This window comes from Rheinheimera sp. SA_1, assembly GCF_001669775.1.
GTDB lineage: Bacteria > Pseudomonadota > Gammaproteobacteria > Enterobacterales > Alteromonadaceae > Pararheinheimera.
Map to the genome: position 1 here is coordinate 216255 of NZ_LXWK01000018.1, position 14046 is coordinate 230300.

Genomic DNA, 14046 nt, shown 5'->3' on the forward strand with positions numbered 1-14046 from the left:
TATTACTAAGTGGATTGTGGTTACGACACAACATGAATACGTATTCAAAATGCGTTATTTGCGCCAATCAGGTGCGAAGCTGGTGATTATTGCCCCAACAAAGTGCGGAATTCGGAAAGGCAAATTCTTTTAGTCTGAACTGCAACGGTTTGGAATCAACAATATCGCTGCTTTATGGCAGGAAGCAGGCCGAAAAAGTCACATATTCCCAACTTGAAAAAGTGAAAATTACTGAGCCGAAATGGCGCACGCAGGTATGGTGCTTGTGCAGAAAAGACCAATGATCTGCTCAACTATGGAAGGAAAAAGAGGATTTACTGAAAATTAACTTCAAAACTGAATGTGCAATGCATACGTATGCATTCTTGATTGGGTAGAACTGAATTGAGACCACAACACTTGCGTTTACAGCAACATCCGATTCTTTTGATGCGTCACACTCTACATCATACAAGCAGTGACGGTCGTCATTGCGACGACCTACTCTGCTTTGTGAGTTATCAAAACAACCGTTGCCATTTAACAAACAGCTCAGTTTGCCAATCGTTGCTATCGTCGGCTTTATAGGTGGTCTGACTAAACTCCAGGCCCCATTTCACTTCATCAGCCTCTTCACGCCACTGCTGCTCTGTGCGCCAGGCAAGGACAGTCCGGGCTGGTAATTGAGTCTGAGTCCACTGCGATGCTAAATCGACCCGCCCACCATCCAAGTTCAGCTGTAACCAGGACAATTTATTGTGCCAACTGGTGTTGGTATCCAGATGCGTCAGAATGCCGAGATTCACAGCGCGGCTGTCGTTATCATACGGGCTACCCATACTGCGACCATAACGCCGGTAGCCATCCTGGTGAAAAGTGTGTTCATACAAACAGTTGGCTTTAATGTCATCAGTACAGTTTACGGTGGTATCGACCCGATCAAGGTAAATACGACTGTTGATTTCATGCAGATAAATCTCAGCACCTAACTGATAAGCATTTTTATATAACTTTAGTTTTCGACTGTTAAAATCGTCGCCGGTCTGGGTGCCATACACCGCATAAGGCCGCCCGGCGATAGTACCAGACCAGCGTAAATCAAAGCCTGCCACCATGTTCTCAAACCCTTCCAGCGTGCCACCACGGAACAAGCCGTTAAACCAGTCACCGAGGCTATTGCCGTACCCATCACCGCCGTACTGCATCACCCAGTTAAAGCCAACTTCAAGTTGCGGCAGCGGTCTGCTGCCTAAACGTGCCTGCCATTGTTTCGCCGAAGGAATCGAAGCGCGTTCGCTAAGCTGGCCGAAGCTCGTGGTAAAAGTCCATGGTGGTAACCAGTCGTCACTCTCAGCAACGCTGGAATGGCGAGTGAAGGTGATACCTGGCACTGGCCGGGCGTTGATGGCGACAATGGTACTGCTGTCCCAGCTTGGGCCCCAGTATTTATCAATAGCGCCAACGCTGACAATCCAGTTCCAGGCTTTAAACCCCAGATAACTGCCATCGAGCCGGGTGTCGTTTTTATCATAGGGGTCTTTAATTTTGCTAACTTTCAGCTGACCGCTGATATTGTCACTTTGATAGTTCGCTTGTATTGCCGCTTGTGCCTTATCACGCAGAGTATCGCCATAACGAACCACCGAAGGCTCGGCGGTTTCACCTTCGAGGATCACCCTGCCTTGCAAAGTACGGTGATCCCGCTGGTAAGCTGCGGTTACCCGCTTTACAACTTCATTCAGATGCGGCGGTAGCTGCTGAGAATTGACCTTGCGAATGTCATGGATCACGCCCTGCCACATCAGCGGAAAGGTGGTGACAGGTTGCTGGATCACGCCGGAATCAGCTAGCAACTGAATATCAGAGCGCAGCATCAGATCATCGGTACCGACCCACCAGGCTGCCTGGGCACTCGTTGCCGTCATCAATGCACTGAAAACAGCTGTCAGTGGCAACCAACGATTCAAAGATTTCAAAGTGTGATCCTTAATCCATAAAGAAGGTAAAAACATTGCCGCCGATTATACGGACTTAACTTTGAAGCGCCAATGCTGATTGGTGAGTTGTTCCTATAATCCAAACTACAGCCATACCGTGCAGTCAAATTTCGATAACACTTACGCTGCTGTTTTACATACAAATTTTGGCTTTTTATAGTCAAAAGCCTCCGTTTACCGAAGGCTTTATCATTCGATTACTAACTGCAGACTAATGCTCTTTCTTCTGAAGATTATCCTATGCTTCCACAAATCTCACCGTAATATTATCTGCATCTAACCCCTCTAAAACAATATCGCCACCTTGCGCCAGACCTGTTAATGTTTTTTCTTTTGCTGTGGTAAATATACATTCATTATTTCTACCTGAGACTTTCACCTTAATAAGTTTAGAGCCAAGACAGTTTCTATAGACTGTAATTGCTAATTCTTGATTCCCAACTTTAAATTTCGCTGCATACGGAATTACATATAGAAATACAACCAGAATACAAAAAAACATTAAGATAGTATCGACCATCCACCCCCCCCCAAGCTCAAACCGTAATTTTGCGGCAAATAAAAGTAAAACTAAGAACAATATTAATCTAAAAGAATTAAAGTAAATATTTGTATTAAGTACAATTTTCTCATTCATACTAACAACCTTTTGTATCAGCTTGGTCGTCATAATCGGTACACTTATTTTCACCTAGCGCCTTGTCTATAAAACCTGCCCCGATGCCTACAAAAGGCGTTTGAAGCGTACTAAGAGTTGATGGTAACACTGCTTGCCCTATCGCTCCGAATTGTGCAGATTTTGCAAGGCTAGACCAAGGTCCTGAAAGAGCTCCAGAAACTGTTGAAGCAATTACAGAACCAGCTTTTACTTCACCTGTCGAAATAACCTGACCAATAGCATCACCTGCTCCCGACGCTATAGCACTTGTTGCTGAGGCTGATATTGCAGCGCTTACTGTACCAGCTTCCATAGCTGCAGCAGAAAGAGGGGCTGCATATACCGCTGAGGCTCCGAAAGTAGCACCAATTAATCCACCGGCTGCAGCCCCTACCCCAAAAGAGGCTACTGAATTGCTCCAATTACCCGTAGACAATCTGGCAGAAATAGCACCACTAACGCCGCCCACTAAAGCTCCTATGCCTCCGGTTACTAAGTTTAAAGCTACCTTACCCGAAGGATCTGTGTAATTTATGGGATCATTCCCCACATAAGCATAAAGATTCATCTGGTCTTCATAGCCAACAGGGTCGGTCTGCAAAAAGCGCCCTAGCTTTGGATGATATACCCGTGCTTTATAGTGGTATAAACCCAGGTCTTTCAGATAGTGCTGACCGGTATAACCAAACCGGTTATCGTTACCACTGGCCGCTATACCATAGGTGTCGTATGCATAAGTTTTTACCACAGTCCCGGTGGAGTTGGTTAGTGCGGTAATGCTCTGCTGGTGGTCTTTATGGAAATAACGGATAGCACTAGTATCTGTCGCTGCCCCTTCGTATTGCAGTAAAGGCCAATCTGCGGTGCCCGAACCATGCACATATCGTTTAACCATAGTTCCAATCGAATTGTACTCAGCAACCAATGCATCGCCGGCATATAGGAAATGGGTCGTGACCCCAGCAATGGTTAAAGCGGCAAGCCGGCCTTTTGGATCATAGTTAAAAGTTGCAGCCTTGCTTCCGGTGACTGTTTTTAAACGATTTTCTGCATCAAAGATGTAAGAATTCAAGCCATCGTTAGTCAAATTACCATTAAGGTCATAGGCCAGCGCTTTACCCGCAACCGAGCTGTATTGGTTTAAGCCGTTAGGTGTATATGTACCGGTGGTATTTTCATTACCAGTGTACTGGAAGTACTGGTTACTGATTTCCAGGCGCTCAATCTGATTGAAATTATTATATTGAAAACCAAAACTTACATCATGGTTGGTGCCTGTCAGGTTTTCAGCAATTGTTTCAACCCGCAGTAGCTCATCCGGGGTGTAAGTTGTGGTGCTATTGTTGTTGCGGCTCAGCGCCGAAGGGGTGCTGTCGCTGCGATACGAAACACTAATCAGTTGATTGGCTGCATTATCTTCAATACCGCTGAATCTATTCGTTTCGTCATATTCGTACTCAAAGTATTTGTTATCCGGAAAAGTCAGCCGGCTCATCATTCCGTTTTTATTATTGCGAAAACTGATGGTACGATTGGTTCCATTCGTGTTATCGGTGCTTTGCACCAGCTCACCAAAACCGTTGTAAACATTGGTAATGCCATTGCCGTTTTCACTTCCGAATCTGGCATAAGTTTCCAGGCCGGTATTGGTATAACCGTAGTGGACATCCGCAACGGTACCGGTTAAGTCTTTTAGAATTAACCTATTATTATTGTCATATTGATAATCAATTTCAGTTTTGTCCCGGTTTATCCTTTTACTGACATTGCCGTTTACGTCATATGATAGTTCGACATAATCATTGCTGTTGTACTGCCCGACATTCGTTGGATGTGGATAATACGTATTTTTTAACCGACTATGCCCGTCATAGCTAAAGCCTGTTTTGTTGCCATTGGCATCATTCACACTACTCAGCAGATTATTCTGATAAACAGCTGTTTTGTAGGCCTGCTCTAAAGGAGTTCCAACCGCTTTACGGATCTCAGTAATTTTATTCTGAGTATTATAAGTAAAACGGGTAACCCGGTCGTAAAGCTCGCCATTCTTTTGTGCAATACAAGCATCGGTCGATAGGTAGTTGTCATTTCTGACCATCTCACATTGAACTCTATCCAGTGCATCATAAGAATACTGCTTGATATGGGTTTTATTGCCTTGACTACCGGTCACAGTCTCTGAAAGTTTCGCCCCCCAGTTGTCGTAGGTATAGCTGATAGTCTTATGTACATTAAAACCGCCCCAGTCCGCCGGTTGCCCCATTTCGTCTGGCCAGCTACTCAACTCGCCGGACTCGGTCACCTGCAACAGGCCCTGACTATTATAAGTATGACGGACCGCAGGGTATTGTAGTGGACCACTGCCATCGGGATCTGGGCGCACTTCTCCAGTCATTTTCCGGGCGTTGTCGTAAAACATTTGTGTCTTGTAGCTTTCTGCGACAGCCAGGCATTGGGTTGAAGTGATTAACGCAGTCAATGCCAGGATTGATTTCATATTATTTTTCATTGTTGAATTTCCTATTCACAGCTCTGCTTGTTTGCCATTGGTTGATATTCAGAAATTTTGTTACCAATATTGTCGTAAACAAAACAGGTCGTCCTGGTTTCACCGCCATAACTTACTGATACCCCTTTAAGCCAGAGGTTATTAGCAGTATTTTCGGAACCGTAGTGATAAGTCTTTAAAATGGTTTCGGTAGCATTTGTACAAGCAGTGTCGGTTGCTGAACCTGTTAAGCACTCACGCTCAGAAGTCATTAACCATACAGGCGAGTCAGCTTGAACAATAGAATTCCCATTTAACTTGTAATAGGCATAACGCTGCTCGTAGTTGTAGGATTTTTTCGACACTATCCCTTTACTATCGGTTGGTGCATCTTGCGTCTGCACGAACCCGGAAGCGCAGTGATAACTGAACGTTGTCGTAGCCCCAGTCGTCTGCCCTTTAGGATCTTTAATCCATGCTGGTTTATGCTGAGTGTTGATTGCGGGGCTACAGTTATTCTGATAATCCGCAGTAGTTACCAATTCCGGGTCTGCATGACCAGCGGCTGGTTTTTCGCGTTTTTCAGTGATATTGCCGCGCAAGTCATGTTGGAAATGTACAGAATTACCAAAGGTGTAGCTAATTTTTTCAATATTGTTTTTGTAATCATTTTTTATTGTGAATGAAGCACCTTGCTCGTCATCCCTGATAAACTCAATAGCTCCAGTCAACGAACTTGTCCTTATCCATATATCCTGCCCATGAGGACCTGTTGAAGTAACTTCAGTGGGAATGTAATTATATTGAGGTGGGGCGGAGCGCTTATAAGACCATTCAGCATCGTCTTTCGTAACTTTAGTAACGATTCCTTTCTTCGAAATGCTACAATTACCACCACCCGAACATGACCACTCATTTCCCCTTGCATAGGAAGTGGTAACAGTGCCAGAGCTGGATGCACTGACAATATCTGAAATTCGAGGGTCGTTTTCTATTAATGCACCGCCATTGCAACTACTAACACCAGCGCCAAAATTACAATACAACTTATGCTTATATATGACTCTACTACTATCCGGAAGATTTACTGTTAGATCACCTTCGCCATATACAAGAGAATTGCTGGGCCAGCTGTACTTAATCTTTGACCAAGTATGAGCTGTTGAACATGCATCAGCGAACGGGTCACAGTAATCGACTGCGTTGTTAATTGCTTTTATTTCATCGACTAGAAACCAATTCCAATTGTCTTTTACTTCATTATTACTTTTATAGCTATACTTTAGCTGTAAACCAGTGTTCGACGTAACCGATTGAATACGGCTGGATAAAATAGCATGCAATGGATTAAACACAGCGCTCGTTTTATAGTTAATTTTTAACTGATAGCCGGAGGGATAAGTTACTTTAGTGATGGCTGCAATATATTTATCACCGAAAGCCATTGTATTAAACGGAGTTGGAATATGCATCGCTGTCGAATATTCGTAGACCACACCTGAGCTATTGGTAAACTCAAAAGTATTTGCACTCAATTTTTTTAGCTTTCTCTTTGGGCCTGACGTTGTCTCATAATCAACAAATGCTGCAGATTTGTAATCTTGATAAGGTATATGCTCTGTACTACCACCAAATGTAAAATTTAATCGACCGCCTAAAGACACACTTGAACTACTATACATGTAGCCCCAAAAGTTATCAAAAGCGACATAAAAGCTATCTTCGTGAGACATCATTTTGTGTTGCAATGATAGATCGCCAGCTCCAATTGATATGGTATCTAATACAATGCTACTTCTACCAGAATTAATACCAACACCTGCTTTATCACTTACTTTATGTTGCATTGGTGGTTCTATTGCTGGCGCTGACAATACATTGCAGCTGTAGATAGCAAGCCCGGTTATCAATAAATTTTGCTTAATCTGCATATCTGGAAAACCCTTTAAAAAATTTAATTATTTACAATACTTACATTAATTCGATTGCCAGCGGCATCATAATCATAATTTCTGTCGCCATTTACGGCGTCATCAGTTTCAATCAACCGGCCAAGATCGTCATATTTGTAGAGAACAACTTTAGGCGCTGTTATCACGAAACTGGCTGAAGTTGCGATACTGTCTGCCATGCCAGCTTTAAAGCTTTTCGCTTTTATTGTGGACGTGCTGGATAGGCTAAACGGGCTGTTATAAAGCGTTGAACCTGCATGAACATCACTGCCATCAATGGTGTAGCGAATTTGCGCACCGGCAGTACCGCTAGTTAGTGTCACATGGACAGGACCATTATGGTTGCCGCCATTCGGGCTGATTGCAGGTGCTACGACTTGGATCACAAAACTGGCACTACTTTGCGCACTGTCGGTCATACCCGATTTAAAGCTTTTTGCTTTAACCGTGGTGTTGGCTGTAACCATAAATGGTGTTGAATAAAGCGGTGAGCTTGCCGTGACATCGCTGCCATCGACGGTGTAACGGGTTTGTGCACCTGAGGTCGCTGTCGCCAGAGTGACCGACACCGGCGCACTATGGGTGCCGCCATTCGGGCTGAAGCTGGGAGCTGCTACTGCTGCTGAAGCTTTAAACGTTGCGGTTACCGTACAGGCGGCGGTGATGGCGCCTGTGGTAAAAGGACTGGTTGTAGTCGTTCTGCCACAACCAGAAATGCTGTCGATGATAAAGCCGCTATTGGCCGTTACGTTGAAACTTGCGGTACCGCCAGATGCAACATCGACATAACCAGGGCTAATACTGCCACCAGCATTAGCACTGGCACTCACCCGAATTGGCGCAGCCTGAACCGTTACAACATTGCTGCCATCTGAATAGGGCGAGCACAAGGACGTGTTACAGGCTTTTAGTAAAAACTGATAAATTGCACCAGCTTTACCAGTAAAACTATGAGTGCGGCTGCTCCCCATATTTAACTGGCCCGTCGCAGTGCCATTCTCATAAGGCTCCAGTAAGTAATAAGTCGCCCGGGCTTGCGCGGCCCAATTGACAGTGACGGTGGTGCCACTTACTGAGGCTGTCGGTGGCGAGGTCTTATCCGGTGTTAAAGGTGCAGTAACAACATTACTTGCTGCCGAATAAGCCGAGCACAAAGACGTGTTACAGGCTTTTATCAAATACTGATAGGTTTTTCCAGGCGTTATATTCTGCTGATAGGTCGTGGTATTACCAACCTGTACCTGCCCGGTTGGCACGCCACTTACATAAGGCTCTACGATGTAATAAGTCGCTCTTGGCGCAGCAGACCAGGTCAAATCCAGATACATACCTTGCAAAGTCGCTGTTGGAGTCGACGGTTTATCCGGAGTTAAGGGTGGTGTCACCGTTTGGCTATACGCCGAAAATGCCGAACAACCGGAGCCATCACAAGCTTTGAGCCGATATCTGTAACTGCGGCCGGGCGTGATATTTTGCTGATACAAGGTTGTATTGCCAACGTTCACAGTGCCGGTTGCAACACCGGTTTCGGAATATTCAACCTGATAGTTGCTAGCGCCACTCACGGTGCCCCAGGTGACATCGATATACATGCCAATCAATTTAGCGTTTGGTGATGCAGGCGTTGCTGGCACCGCATTGGCTTTCCAGGCCAGCACGGTGCAGAGCAAACCCAGCGCTAAGCTGGCCATATTTTTGATTAACATAAACAGTCCATTTCCTTTTTTACTAAATTTCTAAATTCTGAAGTTTTTGAGTTCATCACTGGTAACTGATGTTCATTTATCCTTGGCTTCACCAGCTGGGAAATATCCAGTTCGTTTAATAACATTACTCTCTGCAGCCGTCCCAGCGATACCTGAAGTTATTGAATTCATTTATAGATAATCATCTACCCTTAACTTTCAAACCAGACGGCAATGTCTATATTTCAATCATTTATTCACCACGCTGACATCAATTCTGTTGCCCGCTGCATCGTATCCATAAATACGATTGCCATTGATCGAGTCCGTAACTTCGGTTAATCGACCAAGATCGTCATACCTGTAAATAACAACCTTAGAAGCTGTAATCACAAAATCGGCGGACGTTACGAAACTGTCCGCCATCCCGGCTTTAAAGCTTTTTGCTTTAACCATAGTGTTGGCTGTAACCATAAATGGTGTTGAATAAAGTGGTGAGCTTGCCGTGACATCGCTGCCATCAATGGTGTAACGGATTTGTGCACCAGAGGTCGCTGTCGCCAGAGTGACCGACACCGGCGCACTATGGGTTCCGCCATTCGGGCTGAAGATGGGGGCTGCTACTGCTGCTAAAGCTTTAAAAGTTGCTGTAACCGTACAGGCGGCGGTGATAGCGCTTGTGGTAAAGGGGCTGGTACTTGTGGTTCGGCCACAGCCCGAGATGCTGTCGATGATAAAGCCACTGCTTGGTGTGACGGTAAATGTAGCAGTTTGCCCCTGCTGGACGTTGATTGAAGTAGGAGAAATACTACCGTTGCTGCCAGCAATTGCGGTTACCGTATAAATTGTAGTTGCCTGAATTACATTTACAGACGTTATTGAACTTAGGCTCGAACACATAATTGAATTACAGGTTCTGACAAAAAGCTCGTGAATGCCAATATCCGGTAGCTTTACCGTTACTACTTTTGAACCCGCAAAATTTAGCGGAATTAATTGCAACACCTGAACCTGCCCACTAGGTTTGGTTACTCGAAGCTGAATTTCAGTTGCATTAGAATCATTAGGATTTTGCACTGTAATTGAAAAGTTTTGATTAGCTATAACGTTCGTTGTAGACGAAGTTGGTGCAACTGGGGTTTTCAAAGACGCAGGTGTAAAAGTGGCCGATACTTCACAAGTTGCAGACACTGATCCAGTGTTATATGTATTACCAGATAACGTACCTGAACAGCCTGTCACATTGCTTATACGATAGTATTGCTGCGGGGTTACCGTAAAGGTCGCTACAGAGCCCTTATCAACCAACCTAGAGGCGGGAGTAATACTTCCCCCACTGGTTGCAACAGCGGTTACCTGGACATTTTCTTTTATGGTTATAATCTTGCCTGAACTATGCCCAGAACACTCAGTGAGGTTGCATGTTCTGGTATAAAATTCATATTGCCCCGGAGTTGACAACGTGACCGTTACAGTTTTACTTGTGCCTGCGTTGATTCTAATAAATTTCGGGGCAAGCTCGGCACCCGCAAATCTGGTTCTGAGCTGCACTTCAACAGCAAGCGGGTCGTTAGGCATGTAGACCGTCACAGCGATGTTTTGATTCGCAGAAAACGATGTACCACTTATTGACGGTGCACTTGGTGTTATTAGGGCTGCATTCACAGATGGCACAATTAATGCCGACGCTAATAAAAGCAACAATGATAAACTCAATTGGAAACTACGCACTACCAATACCTCAATTAAATTAATATATGATTTCAAGTTGCACTAGCTGCTTTCAGTTGAAATCAGTGATTCACAACACTGACATCAATTCTGTTGCCCGCTGCATCATACCTATAAAGTCGGTTACCATTTATCGCATCAGTAACTTCGGTTAGTCGGCCGAGAGCATCGTATTTGTAGGTAACAATTTTGGGTGGTGTTATCACGAAGTTGGCCGAGCTCAAAGCACTGTCTGCCATGCCAGATTTAAAACTACGGGCTTTAACAGTGGTATTGACTGTGACCATAAAAGGTGTCGAATAAAGGTTTGAACTCGCTGTCACATCACTACCGTTTGTCGTATAACGAGTTTGCGCACCTGCAGTTTTAGGTTTAAGAGCTACTGACACTGGAGTACTGAAGGCACCCCCGCTTGGGTTGATTTCAGGGGCGGCAACTGGCACTAAAATGATGTTGTAAAAAACATTCGTTTCAGGACTTGGATTAAATCCATCACGGAATGCTTTTACTCGTAAATTTGTCAACGATGAGATAGTAACTGGGTTGCTAAACGCAGGCGAACCACTAGTTACTGCATCTCCATTGATTGTATAGCGGTATGTTAAATTAGGCTGTGAAAGCACGCTCACCTGAACACTCGCGCTATAGGCTCCTGCGGCTGGTGTCAATTGAGGGGCTGTCAATGGCGATTCAACTACTCTTGGTGCATCCAGAAACTTTGTCGGATCTGTCGGTAGTCGATTGCCGTTTAAATCAATGCAATACCACTTAGAGGACCCTGAAATCGGCACAGCATTAACAAATGGACCGTAGGTACCATTTACAGGCTTCAATTCCGGAATCCCCACTCCAGATGTGGTCGAATAGCATTCTTTAACGTTGCGAATATCCCAGTAAAAATAAGAGCTATTGTAGATATCTACTGTTTGTGGCACCCATTCAAAACGCTGCACTTTAGGTGAACCAACTATTGTATAGGTCGCGATGGTTTCAGGGCCTGGATTAAATCCTGCACGATATGCGCGTACGCGCAGTGTTGCAGTACTATTTATAGTCAGCGGGGCGTTCAATACTGGAGCATATTGGTTAACCTCACTGCCATTTAAAGAATACCTGTAGGTTATGCCCGGTTGCTGTATGACGGTTACACGGAGCCCTGTATTATAGATACCTGCTGGCTTCGTCAATTCAGGCGCAGTTAAAGGCGCTTCAACAATTCTTTTAGCTTCAATAAACTGATCAGGATTAGCTGGATATCGGTTGCCATTTAAGTCAATGCAATACCATCGAGATGAACCTGTGTATGGAAAAGAATTGGTCGCAGGTCCGGAAACGCCACTGATTGTTTTTAATGCTGGGGCGCCTGTCCCAGAGGTCATTGAATAACATTCTTTTACGTTTCGAATATCCCAATGAAAATATGCAGGGATGTTAATTTCGCTCGGACTTTGCACCCACTCAAACCTAACAACGCTTGGTGTAGCAGCCTGTACTTCGCAGATGAATAGAAACTGCAAAAAAAATATAGTTACCGAAATTAATATTGAGCAACATTTACAAATCATAAAAAACAAACCATCCATCTGCAATATAAAAATTAAAAGTAACCTTACAAAACATTGCAATAATTAGATCGGCAGGTCAGCATTACTATATTCAGCCATTGATTCAACAATACTATCACACTCAGGCAATTTAATAATTGCTGCCATTTTCATACCTTTCATCAATGATTTAATGTGTTGAATTGATTTATATAATCATCTAACCTTTAGCTACCAATCCAGACGGTAATGTCGATATTTCAATCAGTTTTTCACCACGCTGACATCAATTCTGTTGCCCGCTGCATCGTATCCATAAATACGATTGCCATTTATCGAGTCCGTAACTTCGGTTAATCGGCCAAGTGCATCATATTTGTAAATAACAACTTTAGGTGCTGTTATCACGAAACTGGCTGAAGTTGCGATACTGTCTGCCATGCCAGCTTTAAAGCTTTTTGCTTTTACTGTGGTCGTGCTGGATAGGCTGAACGGGCTGTTATAAAGCGTTGAACCTGCATGTACATCACTGCCATTAATGGTGTAGCGAATTTGTGCACCTGCCGTACTGGTAGTTAATGTCACATTGACAGGAGCATTATGGCTGCCGCCATTCGGGCTGATTGAAGGTGCTGCGGCTTGGATCACAAAACTGGCTGAGCTCAAAGCGCTGTCTGTCATGCCCGCTTTAAAACTTCGGGCTTTAACTGTGGTATTCGCTGTGACCATCAATGGTGCTAAATAAAGTGATGAACCAGTTGTCACATCGCTGCCATCGACGGTGTAACGGGTTTGTGCACCTGAGGTTGTTGTCGCCAGAGTGACCGACACCGGAGCACTATGGGTGCCGCCATTCGGGCTGATTGTGGGGGTGACTACCGCTGCACCTATGACCGTGAGTTGCCTGGCGACATTGCTGCAATAATTACTGTAGTTACAGGCATATATTCTGTACTGGTAGGTTCCTGCACCATTTGCTGGTCTTAAAGTAACTTGATAACTACTTTGCCCGCTCACCCAATTTATCGGCCCCTGCTGCAGTTGCTCCGAACCACCCGGTACTGTGACATAAACTCCAAAGTCGGAATTCCCTGAAATATGACCGGCCCCCGCAGACCAGCTGAGTATTGTGCTTTGCCCCAAAGCAAGGCTTGACACAAGCGATACATTCACAGGTGCGGTTGGTGCAGCTGGAGTCGTTACTGTCAAAGATTTATCGGTGTAACTACAGTAATTGTCATAGTTACAGGCATAAATACGATATTGATAAATGCCAGTACCATTTGCCGGTGTCAGAGAAACCTGGTAACTACTCTGGCCACTGGACCAGCTAATTGGACCATGAGATAGTTTTTGGGTGCCTCCGGGTGGAGTCACGTAAACACCAAAGGTTGATTTTCCGGCAATGTGACCGGAACTTGCAGTCCAGCTAAGTGTTGCGCTTTGCCCGATAGTGATACTTGCCGCCAGCGTCACATTGTTAGGCGCTGCAGGTGCAGGTGGCACGACAACAGTGATTGATCTATCGCTGTAACTGCAATAGTTGCTGTAATTGCAGGCATAAACCCGATAGTTGTAAGTACCCATGCCTTCGTTGGGCTGCACATTTACGCTGTATGTTGGTTTGGATGCAGACCAGGCAATAGGACCGTGCAATAATCTTTGCGCCCCGCCCGGTGGAGTCACATAAACGCCATAATCAGAACTGCCTGTCACATGGCCTGTGCCAGTGCTCCAGCTAAGACTAATCGATTGACCCGGATACGCTGTGACTGAACTGGCATTGAGATTTAACGGAGCCGATGGTGGGGTGTTCGCTGATGCGTAAGAGGTAAGTAATAAACAAAAAATAAAGTTGCAGAATCTAACAATTCTCACACTGGTGCTCCATGCAGCTATCCGACAGATTGCAGAAAAACGTACCAAAATTGGGCGCTATGGTAGCTAAATACAGCTTAACAAGCAATTTTAGTTAAATTTTTGGCTGTAACGAATTAACAATTTCGTTGGAG

Annotated in this window: 8 protein-coding genes; all 8 read right to left on the reverse strand. The window is 44.7% G+C overall.

The genetic code is table 11. From position 1 onward, the window contains the following. Positions 1-500 precede the first annotated feature (500 nt). Positions 501-1955 (reverse strand): capsule assembly Wzi family protein, encoded by a 1455-nt coding sequence (locus A5320_RS18665; RefSeq protein ID WP_068068668.1) that lies wholly within the window; start codon positions 1953-1955, stop codon positions 501-503. Between the two features lie 259 nt (positions 1956-2214). Next, positions 2215-2613, reverse strand: a complete 399-nt coding sequence (locus A5320_RS18670; protein WP_068068670.1) for a hypothetical protein — start codon at positions 2611-2613, stop codon at positions 2215-2217. A gap of 1 nt (position 2614) precedes the next feature. Then, positions 2615-5143, reverse strand: a complete 2529-nt coding sequence (locus A5320_RS18675; RefSeq protein WP_068068673.1) for an RHS repeat-associated core domain-containing protein — start codon at positions 5141-5143, stop codon at positions 2615-2617. An 11-nt stretch (positions 5144-5154) separates the two neighbouring features. Further along, positions 5155-7053, reverse strand: coding sequence for a hypothetical protein (locus tag A5320_RS18680; protein ID WP_157606062.1), 1899 nt, complete (start codon positions 7051-7053; stop codon positions 5155-5157). Between the two features lie 23 nt (positions 7054-7076). Next, entirely contained in the window at positions 7077-8780 is a 1704-nt protein-coding gene (locus A5320_RS18685; RefSeq protein WP_068068679.1) for a chitobiase/beta-hexosaminidase C-terminal domain-containing protein, read from the reverse strand. A 228-nt stretch (positions 8781-9008) separates the two neighbouring features. After that, entirely contained in the window at positions 9009-10526 is a 1518-nt protein-coding gene (locus A5320_RS21795) for a chitobiase/beta-hexosaminidase C-terminal domain-containing protein (RefSeq protein ID WP_157606065.1), read from the reverse strand. A gap of 26 nt (positions 10527-10552) precedes the next feature. Then, on the reverse strand, positions 10553-11944 hold the full coding sequence (locus A5320_RS18695; protein WP_197490186.1) for a chitobiase/beta-hexosaminidase C-terminal domain-containing protein: 1392 nt from the start codon (positions 11942-11944) through the stop codon (positions 10553-10555). 354 nt (positions 11945-12298) lie between these two features. After that, positions 12299-13912 carry a chitobiase/beta-hexosaminidase C-terminal domain-containing protein gene (locus A5320_RS18700; RefSeq protein WP_157606071.1) on the reverse strand — a complete coding sequence of 538 codons (1614 nt, stop codon included), beginning with the start codon at positions 13910-13912 and terminating at the stop codon, positions 12299-12301. Positions 13913-14046: the final 134 nt, after the last annotated feature.

What these genes read in the sequence shown, in the direction of transcription:
- A5320_RS18670 (WP_068068670.1), bottom strand. Translation starts at nt 2,613, where the DNA reads ATGAATGAGAAAATTGTACTTAATACAAATATTTACTTTAATTCTTTT.
- A5320_RS18675 (WP_068068673.1), bottom strand. Translation starts at nt 5,143, where the DNA reads ATGAAAAATAATATGAAATCAATCCTGGCATTGACTGCGTTAATCACT.
- A5320_RS18680 (WP_157606062.1), bottom strand. Translation starts at nt 7,053, where the DNA reads ATGCAGATTAAGCAAAATTTATTGATAACCGGGCTTGCTATCTACAGC.
- A5320_RS18685 (WP_068068679.1), bottom strand. Translation starts at nt 8,780, where the DNA reads ATGTTAATCAAAAATATGGCCAGCTTAGCGCTGGGTTTGCTCTGCACC.